The 19490-nt window shown below is 41.8% G+C and carries 19 protein-coding genes; 9 read left to right on the top strand and 10 right to left on the bottom strand.

The annotated features are described in order from the left end of the window. Positions 1-212 precede the first annotated feature (212 nt). Entirely contained in the window at positions 213-467 is a 255-nt protein-coding gene (locus AC37HE_RS00405) for a hypothetical protein (protein WP_500780787.1), read from the top strand. Positions 468-528: 61 nt separating this feature from the next. Here AC37HE_RS00405 and AC37HE_RS00400 read toward each other — a convergent pair whose 3' ends face one another. From AC37HE_RS00400 to AC37HE_RS00380, 5 genes are all read right to left on the bottom strand, one after another. Continuing rightward, positions 529-1692 (bottom strand): MFS transporter, encoded by a 1164-nt coding sequence (locus AC37HE_RS00400; protein WP_500780786.1) that lies wholly within the window; start codon positions 1690-1692, stop codon positions 529-531. Positions 1693-1791: 99 nt separating this feature from the next. Then, positions 1792-2586, bottom strand: coding sequence for an EFR1 family ferrodoxin (locus AC37HE_RS00395; protein ID WP_500780785.1), 795 nt, complete (start codon positions 2584-2586; stop codon positions 1792-1794). 100 nt (positions 2587-2686) lie between these two features. Further along, entirely contained in the window at positions 2687-3469 is a 783-nt protein-coding gene (locus AC37HE_RS00390) for an MBL fold metallo-hydrolase (protein WP_500780784.1), read from the bottom strand. Further along, positions 3466-3885: an acyl-CoA thioesterase gene (locus AC37HE_RS00385; protein ID WP_500780783.1), complete on the bottom strand. Its 420-nt coding sequence runs from the start codon at positions 3883-3885 to the stop codon at positions 3466-3468. The genes AC37HE_RS00390 and AC37HE_RS00385 overlap by 4 nt, the downstream gene beginning before the upstream one ends. A 304-nt stretch (positions 3886-4189) precedes the next feature. Further along, the gene (locus AC37HE_RS00380; protein WP_500780782.1) at positions 4190-5218 is read right to left on the bottom strand and encodes a LacI family DNA-binding transcriptional regulator; all 1029 of its coding nucleotides are present in this window, start codon (positions 5216-5218) and stop codon (positions 4190-4192) included. 231 nt (positions 5219-5449) lie between these two features. Here AC37HE_RS00380 and kduI point away from each other — a divergent pair, with 231 nt between their 5' ends. The 4 genes from kduI to AC37HE_RS00360 all read left to right on the top strand — a co-directional run bounded on the left by kduI (position 5450) and on the right by AC37HE_RS00360 (position 9868). After that, positions 5450-6292, top strand: coding sequence for a 5-dehydro-4-deoxy-D-glucuronate isomerase (kduI, locus tag AC37HE_RS00375; protein ID WP_500780781.1), 843 nt, complete (start codon positions 5450-5452; stop codon positions 6290-6292). A 38-nt stretch (positions 6293-6330) separates the two neighbouring features. Next, a complete protein-coding gene (locus AC37HE_RS00370) occupies positions 6331-7125 on the top strand; it encodes a gluconate 5-dehydrogenase (RefSeq protein ID WP_500780780.1) in 795 nt (264 codons plus the stop codon). A gap of 10 nt (positions 7126-7135) precedes the next feature. Continuing rightward, positions 7136-8413, top strand: coding sequence for a DUF4861 domain-containing protein (locus tag AC37HE_RS00365; protein WP_500780779.1), 1278 nt, complete (start codon positions 7136-7138; stop codon positions 8411-8413). A 219-nt stretch (positions 8414-8632) separates the two neighbouring features. Continuing rightward, a complete protein-coding gene (locus tag AC37HE_RS00360) occupies positions 8633-9868 on the top strand; it encodes a nucleoside recognition domain-containing protein (RefSeq protein ID WP_500780778.1) in 1236 nt (411 codons plus the stop codon). 84 nt (positions 9869-9952) lie between these two features. On the opposite strand, the gene kdsA is transcribed toward AC37HE_RS00360, so the two are convergent. Together kdsA and pdxH are read right to left on the bottom strand one after the other, a co-directional pair. Then, the gene (gene kdsA / locus AC37HE_RS00355; protein ID WP_500780777.1) at positions 9953-10759 is read right to left on the bottom strand and encodes a 3-deoxy-8-phosphooctulonate synthase; all 807 of its coding nucleotides are present in this window, start codon (positions 10757-10759) and stop codon (positions 9953-9955) included. A 95-nt stretch (positions 10760-10854) separates the two neighbouring features. Further along, a complete protein-coding gene (gene pdxH / locus AC37HE_RS00350; protein ID WP_500780776.1) occupies positions 10855-11457 on the bottom strand; it encodes a pyridoxamine 5'-phosphate oxidase in 603 nt (200 codons plus the stop codon). Between the two features lie 88 nt (positions 11458-11545). On the opposite strand from pdxH, the gene AC37HE_RS00345 reads away from it, so the two are divergent. From AC37HE_RS00345 to AC37HE_RS00335, 3 genes are all read left to right on the top strand, one after another. Further along, positions 11546-12154 (top strand): redoxin domain-containing protein, encoded by a 609-nt coding sequence (locus AC37HE_RS00345; RefSeq protein WP_500780775.1) that lies wholly within the window; start codon positions 11546-11548, stop codon positions 12152-12154. Positions 12155-12506: 352 nt separating this feature from the next. Then, the gene (locus AC37HE_RS00340) at positions 12507-14075 is read left to right on the top strand and encodes a response regulator (protein ID WP_500780788.1); all 1569 of its coding nucleotides are present in this window, start codon (positions 12507-12509) and stop codon (positions 14073-14075) included. Between the two features lie 17 nt (positions 14076-14092). Then, entirely contained in the window at positions 14093-14479 is a 387-nt protein-coding gene (locus AC37HE_RS00335) for a response regulator (RefSeq protein ID WP_500780774.1), read from the top strand. On the opposite strand, the gene AC37HE_RS00330 is transcribed toward AC37HE_RS00335, so the two are convergent. Further along, positions 14471-15682 (bottom strand): hypothetical protein, encoded by a 1212-nt coding sequence (locus AC37HE_RS00330; RefSeq protein WP_500780773.1) that lies wholly within the window; start codon positions 15680-15682, stop codon positions 14471-14473. The two genes, AC37HE_RS00335 and AC37HE_RS00330, sit on opposite strands and share 9 nt — an antisense overlap. Before the next feature lie 97 nt (positions 15683-15779). Between AC37HE_RS00330 and AC37HE_RS00325 the strand changes: the two genes are divergently transcribed. Continuing rightward, positions 15780-17759 (top strand): OmpA family protein, encoded by a 1980-nt coding sequence (locus AC37HE_RS00325; protein ID WP_500780772.1) that lies wholly within the window; start codon positions 15780-15782, stop codon positions 17757-17759. Positions 17760-17773: 14 nt separating this feature from the next. Here the strand turns inward: AC37HE_RS00325 and AC37HE_RS00320 are convergent, their stop codons facing one another. Both AC37HE_RS00320 and AC37HE_RS00315 read right to left on the bottom strand, forming a co-directional pair. Continuing rightward, positions 17774-18247, bottom strand: coding sequence for a hypothetical protein (locus tag AC37HE_RS00320; RefSeq protein WP_500780771.1), 474 nt, complete (start codon positions 18245-18247; stop codon positions 17774-17776). A 107-nt stretch (positions 18248-18354) separates the two neighbouring features. Continuing rightward, entirely contained in the window at positions 18355-19209 is an 855-nt protein-coding gene (locus tag AC37HE_RS00315; protein WP_500780770.1) for a pirin family protein, read from the bottom strand. Positions 19210-19490 lie beyond the last annotated feature (281 nt).

Here is a 19490-nt window from a genome sequence, read left to right as displayed (position 1 = left end):
CTCCACTTTCATCCCTGTTGGAGATTCCCTCCGAATCATGAATGTTTTTTCGGCAAGTTGAAAATTGAAAAGTAGCTGTATTTCTACTGGTTCGCAGCCTCGTTTTTAACGATAACCAGCTTTATTTAGCTCTTTTTCATATCGAAGCTATTCCGCCACACATCGAAACGATCTCGTCGCTGTTAGTTGCAATTCTGCCGTTCTTAGCCGGAATGTTGCCACTGTTAGATGCTTTGCCGACGCAGTTAGAAGCCATGTCGCCACACATTGAAGCTAATTTTCCACAGGTAGAAGCTATGTCGCCGCTGTTAGAATTTTTGCAGTCACAGTTCGATGAAACATATCCACGCATTGCTGCATTACCTCCACAGCTGGCTGGTTCTTTGCTGGTCTTCGTCGACTATATCCGGCCGGTTCCGGGGAAGTCTGAATTTCTTTACATTGACTTTTGGGACAGCCTCTTTTAAATTTTTCTGCTAGAGCATTTTCTAAAAGTGTAGTATCTTTTGAGGTCGTTTTTCCCCGGAGCTATTTAACCAAATTGTATTTCAATTCATGTTGCTTGATGTATTGGGTGAAAAACAACGAGCAAATCGCAATACCTGCACCGCCAATAAAAGGAATCCGCCAGTCGATTGTCCACAGTAAACCACCGACGACCGGTAATACTACAGCCGAAATATGGTTGATTGCAAATCCAACTCCCATGGATGGAGCGATATCTTTTGGTTCGGCATATTTGCGGAAAAAGCTGTTTATCCCGATTGAGAAGCTAAAGAAAAAGTTGTTAACGATATAAAGCCCGGAAGCAACATCCTTGTTTTCAATAAGAGCATAACAAAGGAAGATGACGATCAGACTACTGTACTCAATGCTGAGCATGGTTCGTTCACCAAATCGGTTGATTGCTTTCCCGATGTAAGGACTCAAAAAGTAAGTGATAATATTGTTGATGACGAACAGCGTAGTGATATGCCCAATCGAGAAATGGTACTTTTCAACCAAAATGAAAACGGCAAAAACCACGAAAATCTGTCGACGCGCCCCGGCCAGAAAATTAAGCGTGTAAAAAAGCCAGTATTTTTTCTTCAGAATTAATTTCTTTTGCTGAACAGGAAGGGTGTGATCAACCGGGTTACGGGTTAAAGCATAAATGCCTAAAACGATAACAACAGCACCGATAATGTAAAAGATAGCATGCAGTTGCATATACTTCGAAATAATCCAGATAAAAGCACCTACAGAGACGTTTGTGAGTGCTCCAAAGCTTTTGAGTTTAGCCAACACCTGCGGCACTCGATCGCCCTGAAAATATTGTAGGGAGAGCGATTGGTTGCAAGTTTCGAAGAAATGAAACCCAACAGACATGATTACGATCGTGAAAAGCAAGCCGTGGAAGCTGGGAAACATTCCGGTTAAGGCAACTCCAATACCGAGTAAAATAACCGACAAGGCTGCAAAGCGATGTTCTGCAAAAATGAGCAGGAAGTAAATCACAAAAAATGTCAGGAAGCCCGGAATTTCGCGTACCGATTGGATGATTCCGATTTGGACTGAATTAACTCCGGCAACATCAACTGCGAAATTATTGAAGAGGGTACGCCATCCCTGAAACCCCATCGCAGAGGCAACTGCTAACAGAATCAAATATTTGTACATCGGATTTTCCCGATAGCTCTTATAAATGCTCATATGTATTGCTTATGAAAGCAAATTTAACAAAAGGCCTTTGCGATATGTTCGAAACAGGCCGATTGTAAGGAAAGTTTCATCTTTGGGAAATATTCCGCTTTAAAGAAAGAATTGGGGCTCTTTTCGTTCCGAACAGTTTGTGTAAAGCCGTTCCCGTATTCCCCGGATGATTTCATGATCAAAACTACGCGCTTGTTCGGGGCATTGTTTGACACAGGCACAGCACCAAATACATTTTTTAGGATCGGTAAAAATACCACTTTCGACACGTATGGCATCAGTCGGGCAATTATCGGCACAAATACCGCATAAGGTACAGTTTGCTGCATCTGTTTTAGGGGCAAGTACGGGACGTTGCTTGCGATCAACAAAAGGATGTTTGCCCGGAATAAGGTCTAAATTTATCGTTGATTTATCCCCCGGATTCACTATTTTTTGCTGAATCAGGGAGCTAAACTGAGCAACCTTCTGCAAATCGCCAGCATCAGGACGGCTTTCAGCAATTGGTTTGCCAGCAGTCGAGTAGGAGTGTTCTCCAATGAAGGCGGCCGCCGCAATGACTTCGAAATTGGTTTTTTGAGCCAGTTCTGTCAGTTCAAGTAAGGCATCATCAAATTCGCGGTTACCATAAACAACGACAACAACCGCTTTGGAGCCTTTCCCGTCAATATTCAAAAAACGAACAACAGCATCGAGTGGTAATCTACCCGAATACACAGGCACACCAATAATAGAAACCGACTTATCGTTAAAATTTGTTGGCTCGAATAAAAAATCCGATTTCGTTAGATTGATTTCATTGATCGTTTTGAGTGCCAGATTTTCAGCTATTGCGTTCACGATAGTTGCTGTTGTTCTGGTAGGCGAAAAGTAAATACAATTGGTTGATTCCATAGTTCTGTAAAATTAAAAATATCCGGCAGGTTTTGGCAACAAGAAAGTATCTGATCACACCGTTACCTGCAGTTTATTCTACTACTATCTTCTTTATAAGTCAGAATTGAAAGGTCTGCCCGGTTTTTACAAACGGATTTCCAAAATTGGATTGAAAGGCAGCCAATGCTGGTAAGTCAGTACAATGTGAAGGGCGTAAAATCTCAACTTTTTCCCGCACGAAATAGTTGATCGTTTCTTGGGTTTGATGGTTGTTGTGTTTGAGATGAAAACCGCCAATTACAGCCTTGATTTTGTTGATGCCCGTAACTGATTTCGCATACTCACAAATATTGCAAATACCAGAATGACTGCAGCCGGTAACAATTATTAGTTCGTCATTTTGGATAAAGGCCAAGGCTGAATCATCCGGTACAAAATCGTCTTTCCCGTTTTCATCAACAAAAGCAGTTGTTTGCGCCTCAAATTGATTATTGCGCGGTATCTCACCCAGAAAATAAATCTGCTCTGCTATTTGAGCAGGAGTAGCTGAAACAGATAATTCAAATCGGCTTTCAATTTCTGTTTTGCTTAATCTTAAGCCTAAATTCGTTTGATCCCGTTTCCGAAATCGTTTCATAAACGACTTTGGGTGGGTAAGTAGTGGTTTGTCTTGTATGAACCGCAATCCGTCGCCATGATCCCAATGGCCATGGCTGAGTATGATCATGTCAACTTTGTCATTCAAGTTAATTTCCAGTCGTTTGGCATTCTGCAAATAAACATCGCTATGCCCTGTGTCGAGAAGAATCGTTTTTTTATCATGCTCTATCAGGTAAGACAAACCATGTTCGGCACAGAAGCTTCCACCTGCTACATTTTCGGTTAATATGGTTATTTTCATACCATTTCGTTTTCAAAAATCGGATCGAATTTTTCTTTTACGAATTTAGGAATTCGCATGGGTTTTCGACTTTTACTGTCAACAAAAACAACTGTTGAATCAGCAGAGCAGACGAGTTGGTTTCTATTATTTCGGACTTCAAACTGAAAACTTAAACGAGTAACCGGATTTTCATGAATAGTTGTATGAATAGTCAGCAGCTCATCATATCCCGCAGGTCGGTGATATTGTAAGTTCATACTGATAACCGGCATCATTAGTTGTTGGGCTTCCAGTTTGCTGTCTTCAATTCCCAGTTCGCGCATTAGCTCGGTACGAGCCTGGTGAAAGTAGTTCACGTAATTGCCATGGTACACGTAGCCCATTTGGTCAACTTCGCCATATCGTGGTCTGAGTGTCATTTCTCCTTTAATCATTTGCTCGGGTTTTATTGGATGAATCTGTTATTTCTGAAAATATTTATAGGTTGCCATCCATGTTTGCTTGTTGAAAGGATGGTCGTCTTGGGTGTAAAGTAAAGAACAAATGTTTGTTATTTATTCTTTTTGTGCAGAGAATAATCAGCTAAAACCCCAAAGTTTAATATTGGTGTTGTATTCGGGGGGAGTGAAAGACCTGGGGGACAGAGAAGAGACAAATAACCTTCGCGAAAGCACATAAAAGTGCTCTGTTTGATTTAATTGATTGATCAAACAGGCATTTCAAGGATGGAGATCTAAATCATTTTGTACGAGAGGAAGATTCTCTTTGAATCACTTCTGTGGGCATGGTAATCGTTAAGTGCTCGCTAAGCCGATTTTTGCTTTCAATCTCCTGAATTAATAATTCGGCAGCTTTAACCCCCATTTCGAAAGCAGGCTGTTTTAAGGTTGAGATCGATGGTGTAACAACTTCAGAGAACGGTTCATCACTGAAGCCGATCAGACCAAAATCCTGAGGAATCCGAACACCGATCTTCTTCAAATAGACCATCATCGCTAATGCGGAGGTGTCGTTACCACAGAATACTGCATCCGGAGGCTGGGGGAGTGCTAACAATCTTTTGATTGCGTCTTGTCCGTCAATTCTTGTTAATCGACTGTAGATGATTAAATCTTCATCGATTGGGATATTATTTTTCTCCAATGCGGCCCGATAGCCTTTCATCCGATCGCGATAGGTGTGCAGTACAGTTGGTCCGGCCAGGTGAGCTATTCTTTTGTAACCTTGCTGAATTAAATGTTCTGTTGCTTTAAATCCAACCATAAAATCGTCCACAACAATTTTATGAGCTTCCAGTTCAGGTACAACACGGTCAAAGAATACAATGGGAATTTCTTTTTTGGAAAAAAGTTGAAAATGATCGAACTCGTTTGTCTGCATGCTGAGCGATGCAATTAAGCCATCCACCCGGTTTGAAAACAGGGAATGTACTATTTGTTTTTCTTTCTCGAGCAAGTCGTTCGATTGGGAAATAATAACATTATACCCCTTTGCAAAGGCAACATCTTCCACACCGCTAATGAAGGACGAGAAAAAGTGCCGGTTAATCAAAGGAACTACAATGCCAATCGTGTTTGTTTTTTGATTTCGCAGATTCGAAGCAATAATATTTGGTTGGTAACCCATTTCCAAAGCTTTGGCTTTAATCTTCTCTTTAGTCGCTTTGCTAATTCTTGGGTTATCATTCAGTGCTCTTGAAACTGTTGATGCAGAGATGTTTAATTCTCTTGCAATGTCGTGTATCGTAATTGAAGGCTTATTATCCATAGTCAGAAATTCACTGCAAAGATGGCAATAATTTTTAAACTCAGGCTAAAATACAACTTTTTGCGCAATCGATTGCATCTTTCTGTTTTTAATTTTATATTTGCGAAGGAAAATCAAAATGCGGGGAAGACTTGTTGTTAACATTGGAACAAGTCAGATTTGTTATATCTCGCTTGATTCCATATTTATTTAATGTATTTCAAAGTTTAAAATCAATAAAATAGAAAAACTATGGCTATTATTTTCGAAGAGCGTTATGCTTACAACCCACAGGATTTCAAAACTTATGACACAGATCGAATTCGCAAAGAATTTTTAGTTGAGAAATTGATGGAAGAGGGAAATATCCACATGGTATATTCTCACATCGAACGCTATATCACCGGAGGTGCCGTTCCTGGTGCTGAGCCATTAAAACTGGAAACTGTTGACGCATTGAAATCAGAATACTTCTGTAAACGTCGTGAAGTAGGTATTATCAATGTTGGAAATGCAGGTTCTGTAACTGTTGACGGAACAGAATACGTTCTTGAATTTAAAGATGCCTTGTATATTGGCCGTGGTGCTAAAGAAGTTGTTTTTAGCTCTAAAGATGCTTCTGCTCCGGCTCACTTCTATTTCAATTCAGCTCCTGCTCATAAAGAATACCCAACCAAGCATGTTACTCTTGGCGATGCCAATGTATTGCATTTGGGTGCACTGGAAACATCAAACGAAAGAAATATCAATCAGTTGTTGATCAATACTGTTGTTGATACTTGCCAGTTACAAATGGGAATGACCGAGTTGAAACCGGGTAGTGTATGGAATACTATGCCGGCACACACACATAGCCGTCGTAACGAAGTTTATTTCTACTTCAATGTTCCGGAAGGTCAGTCTGTTTGTCACTTCATGGGTGAGCCAAAAGAAACTCGTCACATTTGGATGCAAAATGAACAGGCTGTTATTTCTCCAACATGGTCAATCCACTCTGCTGCAGGAACAAGTAACTACATTTTCATTTGGGGTATGGCTGGTGAAAACTTGGATTACACCGATATGGATGTTATTGCACCAACAGAGTTGAGATAATAAAAACATAAAATCATTTATCTAATTAAGTATAAATCATGAACGAATTATTTGATTTGTCAGGTAAAGTAGCACTGGTTACAGGTGGTACTCACGGTATTGGTATGGCTATTGGTAAAACTTTAGGTCAGGCTGGTGCTAAAATTTGTGTAAACGACCTTTCTGAAGAAAAATTAGCGCAAGCTAAAGAAGAATATAAAGCCGTAGGAATCGATGTTTTCACGGTAAAATTTAATGTTACTGACGAAGCAGAAGTAGATCGCGGAATTAGTGAAATCGAAGAAAAAGTAGGTTCTATCGATATTTTGGTAAATAATGCCGGAATCATTAAACGTATTCCTATTCTGGATATGCCGGTTGCTGATTACAAACAAGTAATTGATGTTGACTTGGTTGCTCCGCTGATCGTTGCTAAACGTGTTGCTCCGAAAATGATTGAAAAGCGTTTCGGTAAAATCATCAACATGTGTTCAATGATGAGTGTTTACGGTCGTAATTCAGTATCAGCTTATGCATCAGCTAAAGGTGGTTTGAAACTGTTGACTGCAAACATGTGTTGCGAATGGGCAAAATACAACCTGCAGATCAATGGTATTGGACCGGGTTATATTGCAACCTCACAAACAGCTCCAATTCGCGAAGGTGGTCACCCATTTAACGACTTGGTGATGATGCGTACTCCTGCCGCTCGTTGGGGAGAACCTGAAGATATCGGTAACGCTGCTTTATTCCTGGCTTCAAAAGCTGCTAACTTTGTTAACGGTCATGTATTGTACGTTGACGGCGGTATTTTGGCCAACTTCGGATACGTTAAAGGCGAAAACGATTTATAATCAGTTAGCGATGAAAAGAAATCTCTTCATTGCATTAACTGCTACAACTTTGTTTCTGGGGTCATGTGCAAAAGAAAAGCAGCTAATTGTTGAAAATCCGACTGATATGGCTCGTGCTGACGAGGTATTGGTATTGGAGCGCCAACAAGTGGATGTGTCTTTTCCTGCGCCTGAAGCCGGAATGCTTCCGGTTGTTATAAACGGAAACGATACCCTGGCATCGCAAGTAGATGATCTGGATGCTGATGGTAACTGGGACGAACTGGCTTTCCTGGTTAATTTTCAGCCTAAAGAGAAATTAGCATTGCATGTTGGGTACGTGAAGGCTGATGCTTATCCGGTTTTCAAGAAACGTACAAATGTACGCTTGGGAATCGATCAGGGAGATGGCAGCTGGAAAGAAGTTGATTATTACATGGCTCCGTCAGTTAACGAGCCTTTCAAAATCATTGCTCAGGGGGAAAGTGTAAGCTGGGAGAACGATAAAATGGCATTCAGAGATTATTTTGATTGCCGGAATGTGAAGGATTTATTTGGAAAACGTAAGCCTGATCTGATTATCGACAAAATCCAGACACCGGAACTTGGCAGTTATCATGACCTTGCCGATTGGGGAATGGATATCCTTCACTGTGGAAATTCATTAGGATCAGGAGGTTTGGCGATGCTCGAAAATGATTCGTTGTATCGCTTGGGATCAACTGAAACCTACGAATATCAGAAGATCGCAGAAGGCCCCGTACGATCTGTCTTCGACCTGAAATACGGCGGATGGAAAGTTGCTGACCAGAATCTTTCGGCTGTTGAGCGAATCACGATTTACCCCGGTAAATACTGGTTCCAATCGGATGTTACTGTTTCCGGTTTTAAAGGCGAGAAGCAGTTGGTAACCGGTATTGTTACAAGCTTTTTGAAAACAGAACCACAACATTTTAAAGCTGATGCTGATTACGATGCGATTGCAACACTTGACAAGCAATCCGAAAATCACGATGAGCTTGGAATGGCTGTTATGCTGAAAGCTGATGAAGTTACCAAAGTAGGCCGTACGACGGATAAGGATTATTTCGATCAATATCCGACGGTGCCGGAAAAGAACTTTAGTAATGTAATTTCAGAAACGTACTACGTAGCACAAAAAATTTCGAACGATAATCCGGTCAGGCACTATTTTGCTGCCGTGTGGGGGCTGGAAAATCCAAAATGGAAAGAGATGGCCAACTTTAAAGCCTATCTTTCCTCAGAGGCTGAGAAATTGAGTAATCCCATTGTTGTTACGATTCAATAATTACTTTTTTCTTGAAAAGCGGAAAGGTTGCTCTTTTAGGGCAGCCTTTCTTGTTTTTAGGACTATTCTGATTCTTTCCTGAAAGTATCCATGATGAGGTTCACGGGTTGCTGGTCTTTCATTATATATTACTGAAATCCCGGAGCCCTGATTAGCTGGTTTGCTTCATTTCTTGATGCATTTTTTGTAGATTCACCCCACAATCACATTCACCCCAATATGGCTTTAAATTATATCTGGATATTTTTCTTTCTCATTGCCTTTGTAGTCGGACTGGTTAAGCTCATTTTTATGGGGGATACCCAGGTTTTCACTGATATGATGAACTCAACCATGGACATGGCGAAAACGGGGTTCGAAATATCGTTGGGATTAACTGGTGTGTTGACACTCTGGATGGGAATCATGAAAGTTGGCGAAGATGGCGGTGTCGTTCGGGTTTTCTCGAAACTGATCGGTCCGTTCTTTCGAAAGCTTTTCCCGGAATTAGATGAAAATCACCCGGCCAATGTATCGATCATGATGAACATTGCCGCCAACATGCTTAACCTGGATAATGCTGCAACACCAATGGGATTAAAAGCGATGCAGGAGTTGCAGGCTACAAACCCCCAAAAAGATACGGCCAGCAATGCGCAAATCATGTTTTTGGTCTTGAACACCTCAGGACTGACTTTGCTGCCGATTAGTATTATGGTTTACCGGGCGCAGTTGGGAGCTGCCAACCCCAGTGATATTTTTATCCCGATCATGTTGGCCACTTTCTTTTCAACGTTGGCGGGATTGCTCGCGGTAGCTTATTATCAAAAAATCAACTTGCTGGATAAAGTTATTTTGTCCTATCTAGGCGGATTAACGGCGGTTATTGCTGGTATTATCTGGTATTTTTCATCTATCCCGCAAGATCAGATTACACTGATATCGAGTGTTGCCAGTAACCTGATTCTTTTTACCGTAATCATTAGCTTTATCCTGTTAGGTATCCGGGCCCGAATTAATGTTTACGAGTCGTTTATCGATGGTGCTAAAGACGGCTTTAAAGTGGCCATCAAAATTATTCCTTACCTGGTTGCTATTTTGGTGGCTATTGGTGTTTTCCGTACTTCGGGGGCAATGGACTGGTTTATCAGTGGCATATCCTGGTGCTTAACTCAGCTGGGGGTCAATACCGACTTTGTTGAAGCCCTGCCAACAGCTTTGATGAAACCCTTGAGTGGGAGTGGAGCCCGCGGAATGATGGTTGATGCCATGACTACTTACGGTGCCGATTCGTTTGTTGGACGTGTCGCCAGTACGGTTCAGGGAGCAACTGATACAACCTTTTATATTCTGGCCGTTTATTTTGGTTCAGTAGGTATTAAAAAAACCCGCCATGCACTGGTTTGTGGCTTATTCGCCGATTTTGTGGGTATTGTAGCTGCTATTGCTATAGCTTACCTGTTTTTCCACCATTAGAATGAAACTAACGCGTTAAAAAATGGAAAAGGGTGAGAATTTGAATTTCTCACCCTTTTCCATTTATCTGGTTGCTTTGTTTTCTTATAAGGAATCAACGACCTGTTTTAGTTTGACCAGTTTGGTCAATAAACCTTCCAGTAAATCCAAACGAAGCATATTCGCGCCATCCGATTTGGCAACAGCCGGGTTCGGGTGGGTTTCAATAAAAATACCATCGGCACCAACAGCAATGGCTGCACGGGCAATCGTTTCAATTAATTCAGGTTTTCCACCGGTTACACCGCTACTCTGGTTTGGTTGTTGCAACGAGTGGGTGATATCCATAATAACAGGGCACCCGTTTTCCTTCATCACCGGAATGCCACGATAGTCTACCACTAAATCCTGATAGCCGAAAGTTGTTCCGCGTTCGGTCAGCATTACATGATCGTTGCCACTATCCTTCACTTTGTTTACAGCAAACTGCATCGCTTCAGCTGATAGAAATTGGCCTTTCTTAATGTTAACGACTTTGCCGGTTTCTGCAGCTGCAATCAGCAAATCGGTTTGGCGGCATAGAAAAGCCGGAATCTGCAGTACATCGACATATTGAGCCGCTATAGCAGCCTCCGCTGCCGAGTGGATATCGGTAACTGTGGGAATGTTGAATTTCTCGCCTACAGCTTGCAGGATGCTCAATGCCTTTTCGTCGCCAATGCCCTGAAAAGAGTCGATACGGCTACGGTTTGCCTTTCGGTACGAACCTTTAAATACAAAAGGAATATGAAGCTTTGTGGTAATTTCAAGAATTTTTTCAGCTATTTCGAAAGCCATGTCATTTCCTTCAATGACACATGGTCCGGCCATCAAAAGGAAATTCTCACCTTGAAAGTTTAGTTTTGGAATCATGTTGATTTAAAATTTATGCGAATATACAACAATCGGAATAAGAAATGAACAGGCCCTTTCAGCTTTCAAAATTAGGGAGCCAAACGACTGATTTTCTATTGAGCAGACTTTAACTCGTAGCGGAACCGGTCATGAAGTCGGTTGGGACGTCCTTGCCAAAACTCCACAACCTGCGGCTTTATTATATAGCCACCCCAATGAGCCGGTTTCTCAATTGGTTTATCCTGAAATAAATTGCTGTAATGTGTGAAGTTTTCATCTAGCTCATCCCGCGATTTAATTTTCCGGCTTTGGGGTGATGCCCAGGCACCTAACTGGCTATCGCGTGGTCGGGATTTAAAATAGTCGGCAGAACTTTCCTCCGGCAGTTTTTCAACATGGCCTTTTATCCGAACCTGGCGTTCCAACTTCGGCCAAAAGAAATTGACCGCTACTTTATCATTTGTTGCCAGTTGTTGGCCTTTATTACTGTCGTAATTTGTAAAAAATATCAGGCCATCATCGTCCGCCTGTTTTAACAACACAATTCTCGAATCCGGTTGACCATCAACAGCCGTAGAAAGTGTCATTGCCGTTGGTTCTTCTTCCACCTTAACTGCTTCGTCAAGCCAAAGCTGAAAAAGACTAAGCGGATGAGCTGTCAATTTGTTTTCATCCAGAAAATCGTGTTGGTAATTTCTTCTTATATCCCGTAACATTTCAACTAGTTTGTTTTTCTTAATCTATGCCGATAAACAATGTTGAAAAGCGGATTGTTTCACAATTCATAACCAATAAAAAGAATTTATGAAAGTTTTAACAATGTTCGCTTTTTTGATGTTGCTGGTAGGAACAGTGCTGGCGGCAAATAATCAGCTTGCTATTGGCCAGAAGGCAACGCATACCGATGTGAAAATGCAAGGAATAAACGATGAATATGCATCGCTGAGTGATTTGAAAAAAGAAAACGGATTGATCGTTATTTTTTCATGTAATACCTGTCCGTTTGTTGTTGCCTGGGAAGGTCGTTACAATGGAATCTTCGATCTGGCAACACAAAATAAGGTTGGAATGGTACTTCTTAATTCAAACTATATGAAGAGGGAAGGTGAGGATTCACTGGAAGCCATGCAGAAACATGCCACTGAAAAGGGCTATAAATTACCCTATTTAATTGATAAGGAAAGCTTATTGGCAAACGAGTGGGGAGGGCAAACAACGCCACATGTATTTTTCTTCGACAAAAATTTTGATTTAGTATACAAAGGAGCTATCGACGATAACTTTAAGTCGGCTAGTGATGTTAAAGTAAGCTATTTGAAAGATGCGATTCTGAATATTGCTGCGGGCCAGCCGGTTGCAGAGCCTGAAACAAAACCGTTGGGATGTAGTATAAAGCGAAAAATTCAGGATTAGTTTATTGTTCCGAAGAGGGAGGTTTTAACCTTAGGTTTAAACCTCCTTCTTCGTATTTCGTATTCACCAGCATTCGTGAAGATGCATATTTTGTGTGTTTTATTTCCAAGGTGATTGACTTTAATTTAATTAATCCGTAATTTTGATAAAACAGAAAATTGCGAATTGTATAGATCCAAAATGTTATCAGAAAAAGGGCTTAGTTAATAATTTCTTGAAAAATAAACAGAGGAACGTCACCTTTGAAATTAAAAAAAGATTATTTTGTACTAATATAAGAGACGCTGGTTTAACAATATCTAATTACTTCTGTAATTTGACAAACGAATAGTGCTAATTTTTTATTTTGAGAATGGTATCAGAAAAGCATTCACCGAAAATTCTAATAGTCTCCGACACGATGGAAAATACAGATCATTTGCGATCGGTATTGATCAGTAGAGGTTATTTGCCGGTATGGATGAATACAGGTCAGGCTTCAGTGTTGAAATCAACCCGTGAGAAGTTTGACTTAATCATTCTGGATGTAGAGATCTCGGATCAAAATGGGATGGAAATCAGCAAGAAACTTCAAAAAGATGTTCAAACACCGGGCGTGCCGCTGATCTTTATTACACCGGCTAAAAATGAAGATAAACTGCTTCATATGTTCCGTCCGGGAGAATTTGATTTTGTGCAGAAACCTTTCAAATACGAAGAACTCATCATTCGTATTGAACTGCATTTAGCACTTAAACGGGTTCAGGAAGAACTGAAGAAATCCAAAGAAATAGCAGAAAAGGCAGCTAGTGCAAAGTCGCTTTTCCTGGCTAATATGTCGCATGAAATACGAACACCATTGAATGGGATCGTGGGGATGATCGATATTATGCGGCAAACCAACCTGGATAAGGAGCAGTTGGAATTTTTGGATATTATTGAAATATCAAGTGATACCTTACTGATGATCATCAATGACATTCTTGACTTCTCGAAAATTGAAGCGGGGCAGATTAAATTTGAAAATATCGCTTTTAATATTCGCGAAGAGATTGATAATGTCCGGAAGTTACTGGCCTATAAAATCAAGCAAAGTGAATTCGATTTTGCGGTTAAAGTTAGTGATTCGGTGCCCGTTCTTATTACCGGCGACCCTTTGCGCTTAAAGCAAATTCTGATTAATTTATTGAATAACGCTTTCAAATTTACAGAACAAGGGACTGTAAAGCTGGAGGTTAGTCTGGAAGGAATCATTAATAACAATTATAAGCTTCGTTTTGAGATTGAAGATACCGGGATTGGTATTTCCATGGAAAATCAAAAGAAGCTGTTCAAGACCTTTACACAAGCTGATACATCGACAACACGCAGGTTTGGCGGAACCGGTTTGGGACTGGCCATCTGCAAACGTTTGGCTCATATGATGAAAGGTGAGATTGGCGTTGAAAGTGAACTGGGTAAAGGATCCTTATTTTGGTTTACAGCTGTTTTTGAGCCGGTTGTAAGTGGAAAACGTCCGGAAAGCCCCAAAGCTTTTGTCTTAAGTCCGGATATTCATCTGAATATTCTTTTAGCGGAGGATAACGATATTAATGCGAAGGTAGCTATGCTTTGTGTAAAACGTTTAGGGCATAAAGTTACGCTGGCTACGAATGGAATAGAAGCGCTTGAGTTGTATAAAGAAGGACAGTTTGATTTGATTCTGATGGATGTGCATATGCCCGGAATGGATGGGGTAGAAGCAACCCAGGAAATCAGACGAATTGAGAAAGAAGATGGGATTAGTGAGGGAATTCCTATCATCGCAATGACTGCAAACAAATTTAACGACGAGATTAAATTGTTTTTAAAGAGTGGAATGAATGATCACCTGGGAAAACCATTTAAACCCACGGAGTTGGATGCAGTGATTAAAAAGAACCTGAATTATAAAGAAGTCTAAAATATTGCTGTTTACGCATGGTAACTACTGAAATTGATTTGCAAGGGAAAAAGATTCTTATTGTAGAGGATAATGATACGAGTCGTTATTACTATCAAAAGGCATTAAAACAATGTAACGCGACCAGTTATTGGGCAAAAAATGGTGCCGAAGCGGTCGATCTTTTTAAGCAGACACCGGGAATATCATTAGTCCTGATGGATTTAAATATGCCGGAGATGGATGGTTTTGAAGCCACTCGTAAGATAAAGGATATGAATCCTTCAACTCCGGTAATCGTGCAAAGTGCCTTTATTCTTTCAGGTGAAGAATCACGGAGCTACGAAGCTGGTTGCGACGATTTTATCGCTAAGCCTGTCCGTTTGAGCACTCTCATGAATACCATCCAAAAGCATCTAAAATAACTCAATATAAGCACAGAATTTACTCCTTTCAGTTACCGGCGTCAGATCTAAAAATCCCTTCCTAGGAACACCATCCTGCATGATTAACGGATTATTTCTCCTTTTTTCGTTTATAAACTGATCCAGATTTCCGTTGGGCTTAAAATCAATTTTGAAGAATCCAGCTGCTTTTGTGTGAATCTTCTTTTCAAGCACCAGGCTTAGATAGCCCATGGTGTAACGTGGGTTTACCTCCAGGCAAGGATGAATTTTCAACTTCCCGTTCAGATCTTCATAAGTCAGCAAGTCAATGCCTAACTGGCCTTCATAATGCGCAACATACACCGATTCATCAAGCTGCTGTTTAATGAGCAAGGCGAGATCATCCAATGCTTTTTGTCCACCGGGTAGTTGCTCTCTAGCCATGTTGTTGAGTTGGTGACCGGAATATTGCCCGTTTGAGTTCGTTTGAAAGAAACTAGGACCTAGATAGTTAACCTGATGATCACTGGTTATCTGGAATTGAAGAGACAGATCCTGCTTCTTGTTCAACCAGGGCTCGGCAATTAAATATCCTTGCTGCTCAAGAATGCTACCGATCCATTGACGGTTGGAGCTGTTTAATTCATTGCGACGCAATACAGCTAAGCCCCGACCACTGGAGCTGAGTGGTGCTTTCAAAACCAACGGAGATGATGACTTTAGCAGATCTTCAACTTCCCCTGCTGATTGCACCAGCCTTCCTGGTAGGTTTGAATCGATATATGTTTTGTCTGAACCTATTTGTTGTAACAACTGCTGTAAAAACAGAAAGGCTGTTTTACGTTCGAAAATTGTTCGGTATTCGTCCTTCCAAAAGGGCTTTGAGGCACCTAGGAAATTAAAAAGTTGACTTTCTGCCGGGCTTTTCCCCCAGGACTCCAGCTTTATCCGATCCAATGGTTGTTGAGAAATCGTTGTTTGAAGCTCCTCAATGGTTTGGAAGTCGGGCAGAGGAAAGCCTGCTTGACTCATTCGATCCATCCAGCTTGCATCTGGCTTTGGTGAAACTACGATGTCAGTTGAACCGGCAAAATGCATCATCAGAGGGGCTAAATCGGTTTCAAACTGGCGTAGTAAGGCTGATGGAACAAAATAGGGTGAACCATTTGCAATAGCGATTTCGCAGGTTGGATTAAAATGAAATATCGTAAGCTGGTTAGCGTGCACTTTTTTTGCTTTCAAAAGTATGAATTATGTAATTCGATTCAACTTTTATCCCGACAATGTTTAAATGCCACTTGTGATCTCTATATTTGTTATATCCATCAATGAACGAATTGTGAACAGAAGGTTTTCCGAACATAAAACAGGCCTGTGCCGGATTGATAAGTTGCTCTGTATTGTGCTTTTTGCCCTGCTATTTGCGCTGCCGTTTCAGGCACATTCGCAAAGCAAGAAGGCTGCAAAGCTATTTGACGAAGCCAAAGATTTGTACCACAATCATGAATTCCGGCAGGTGATTGACCGGTTGAGCTATGTGATCGATCATGAGCCAAACTGGTTGGAGCCGGTGTTGTTGCAAGCTGATGCTTTGGGTGAACTGGACTCTACGCAAGCCCGTGTTGATGCGCTTTCCAGAGCCCTGGAGATTGATCGTCAAAAGTATCCGAGGGTGTACTACTTGTTGGGAAATGCCCGATATGATCTGGGGGATTATTGCCAGGCAGCAGATGCTTTTAAAAGCTATTTGGCAACCGGCAAAGCGGGAAAACTGGAGGAAGAAACACGTCGGAAAATTGCCGATTGTGAGTATGCTGCTAAGTTAGTTGCCCATGAAGTTCCTTTTTATGCAGAGAACCTGGGTGATTCCGTGAATACGGACCTGAACGAGTACTGGCCATCGTTGACAATTGACGGGCAGAAACTTATTTTTACCCGCCTGATACCGGTTGAGCATCGCACATCGCCAATGGCACCACGTTACCAGGAAGATTTTTACCAATCGACATGGCAGGATAGTGCCTGGAGTAAAGCTTCCGCAATGACACAAGTGAATACCCGCGATAATGAGGGGGCTCAAAGTATTTCGGCTGATGGCCGGTTGATTTTTTTCACAGCCTGTAATCGCCCGGATAGCTATGGTGGCTGTGATTTATACTTTTCCCGCTTATTGAACGGACAGTGGACGAAGCCGCAAAATGCCGGAGCACCGGTCAATTCAGGGGCTTGGGAATCGCAACCTTCTATTTCGGCCAATGGCGAATACCTGTACTTTGTGAGTACCCGCGCAGGAGGAAAAGGAGGTCGCGATATTTGGCGCTGCCGTTTGGAAGGTTTCAAACCGAATGGTCGACCAGCCTGGGGAGAACCCGAAAACCTGGGAGATTCCATTAATACACCCGGTGATGAGGTTTCGCCCTTCATTCATGCGGACGGGCGAAGCTTGTATTTCTCGTCGAATTACTGGCCCGGTTTGGGCGATAAGGACTTATTTCTGTCTAAAATGGTCAGTGATACAAGCTGGACCACTGCCCGAAATTTAGGATACCCCATTAACACCGTTAAAGAGGAAAAAGGATTGATTGTTGATGCCTCCGGTAAGTATGCCTACTATTCGTCAAGCCGGGAAGGTTCCAGGGGCCTGGATATTTACCGCTTCAAACTGTATGATGCCATTCAACCCAGTCCGGTGTCGTATGTGAAAGGGATTGTGTTCGACCGATCAACAGGAATGCCACTATCGGCGCGGGTGGAGCTGATTGATGTGGAGAGCAATAAGCTGGTGACAAAAACAGAATCTTCAGAGGGGAAAGGTGATTTTCTGATTTGTTTGCCATTGGGCGAGGAGTATGCTTTTAATGTTGCTATGCCAGGCTACTTGTTCTATTCGGCCAATTTTGCATTGAAAGAAGTTCGGAAACTGGAGAACCCTATGCAGTTGGAAATCGGTTTAGAACCCATTGTTCCGGGAAGTGTCACTGTATTGCGCAATATTTTCTTTAAAACGGATTCGTATGCTTTGGAAAGTCAATCGAAGGCTGAGCTGGAAAAGTTGTTGGAATTTATGCAGCAGAACCCGGAGGCATGTATCGAAATTGGTGGACATACCGATCAGGTTGGGACAGCCGATTATAACCAAACGCTCTCTGAAAATCGAGCGAAAGCAGTTTACGACTACCTGGTGGGCGAAGGAATTGCCGAAGATCGCTTGTCGTATAAAGGCTATGGCTTTTCCGTTCCGGTTGCCGGGAATGAGACAGAAAAAGGCCGTGCTTTAAATCGTCGAACCGAATTTAAAGTTATTAAGTTGACTCGCTAAGCTGGCCTTACGGTCTATCCTAATTTTAATTGGGTCTTTTTCTCGTTCGCTTCCTGCATGGCTGCTACAAAGCGGTATGAAAAGAAATTGACATTGCGGTCGAGCAATCGGTAACCAAACGAAGCTAATTCATATAACGAAGGATAATGCTTCAGGATCATCTCGTTTAGCTGATAGCGAACCTGCTGAATCTCTTGATGATGTGTTTTGGGGAGTTTGTTCTTGTCGACCAAAACATTCATCAATTTTAACTCTTCAACCAGGCGGTAATCCGAATAATTGCGGTCTTTTTCAATAACAGCTTCGGTAAAGCGCATAGCCTCGTCGGCCATCAGGTCGATGAATTCATCTAACTCAGGAGTTCTGTTAAAGTTGTATACTTGATTTGTCAACTTATTAAACGCGGAAGTAAATTCACGTTTAAAGTTTACACGAAAGGTGTCAACCAATTTAAATTGCTCAAAAATATCGTGCATTATTTTTCTCATATCCATTTCCATTGGTTCGTGCTCTTTAAATTAATATAAAAAATGTCTTCTGCTGATACTTTCAGTTATATTGTAAAACATGAAAAGTTGTGCAAATGTTCGCACGATCAGTGCATCCATTGGCCGAATTTTCCCATTCGGTAGTCTTCGTAGGCCTGAATGATTTCTTCCTGTGTGTTCATAACAAAGGGTCCTTGGGAGACAACCGGCTCATTTAGCGGACTTGTATGTCCGAGTAATAAGATGCTATCCTGCAGCGCTTCAATTTGAATATTCTCCGAATCGTTTCCAAAATGGACCAGGCTCAGTTTATCAATATCCTGATCATTTACCTTCAGTTTTCCCCGGATAATATAAAAGAAGATATTCTCGTTAATCGGAATATGGAGGTTGAATTTAGCCCCTTGCTTAAAATCAATTGTTCCTAAATGTAAGCCGATTCCGGATGTAAAAGGACCCTTAACGCCCTTGTATTCCCCTGAAACCAGGTTGATGGTTGTCAGCCCGTCTTCCGATTGAATAGCCGGTATTCCATCCTTTTGAAGTCCTTTGTAAAAGGGAGTACACATTTTATCTTTTGCCGGAAGGTTTACCCACAGCTGGAGGATTTCCAGTGGGCCGCCTGCCTGCTTAAATTCTTCGGAGGAAACTTCGGAGTGAATCAATCCTTTTCCGGCTGTCATCCATTGCACACCACCGGCTTTAATAACACTCTTCTCGCCACTGCTATCGAAGTGGGCTATGTCGCCTTCGAGGATAAAAGTGACCGTTTCCATGCCGCGGTGCGGATGCGGGCCAAAGGGCAGTCCGTTGTTCTGCGGCGGATAAACCTGAGGACCGTGATGATTTAAAAACAAGAAGGGATCCAGGTAGTCGATTGACTGCGTTGGAATAACCCGGTAAGTAATTAGGTCGGCTATGGGGTCGTAAGCCGGTTTATGGATTGCTTGAATTGTTCTCATTGTTTGCTGTTTTTCATAGCTTAAAACAGCTAAACAGCCCGCTTGTTTACGGAAATGTGATTTAGAAGAAGTTCGTTGATTTTTCCGGAAGGGTACAATGGACGCACCATGTGTCAAACTGCCTTTATAGATGAAGGGCAATGAGTGCATAAGGTGGCGACCAGGCTTTTCGGGTCAGGGCTATGGAAGTATCAGGTGTCAAACCAGTTCTCCGGTCGTGGATTATGGAAGTATACGACCGCAACCAAGTTTTCTTGTTGTGGGTTCATGGGCGCGTAAGG

Source organism: Mangrovibacterium sp. (assembly GCF_059905295.1).
The sequence above is the reverse complement of the archived record's forward strand: the minus strand, read 5'-3'. Positions and strand labels throughout refer to the sequence as shown.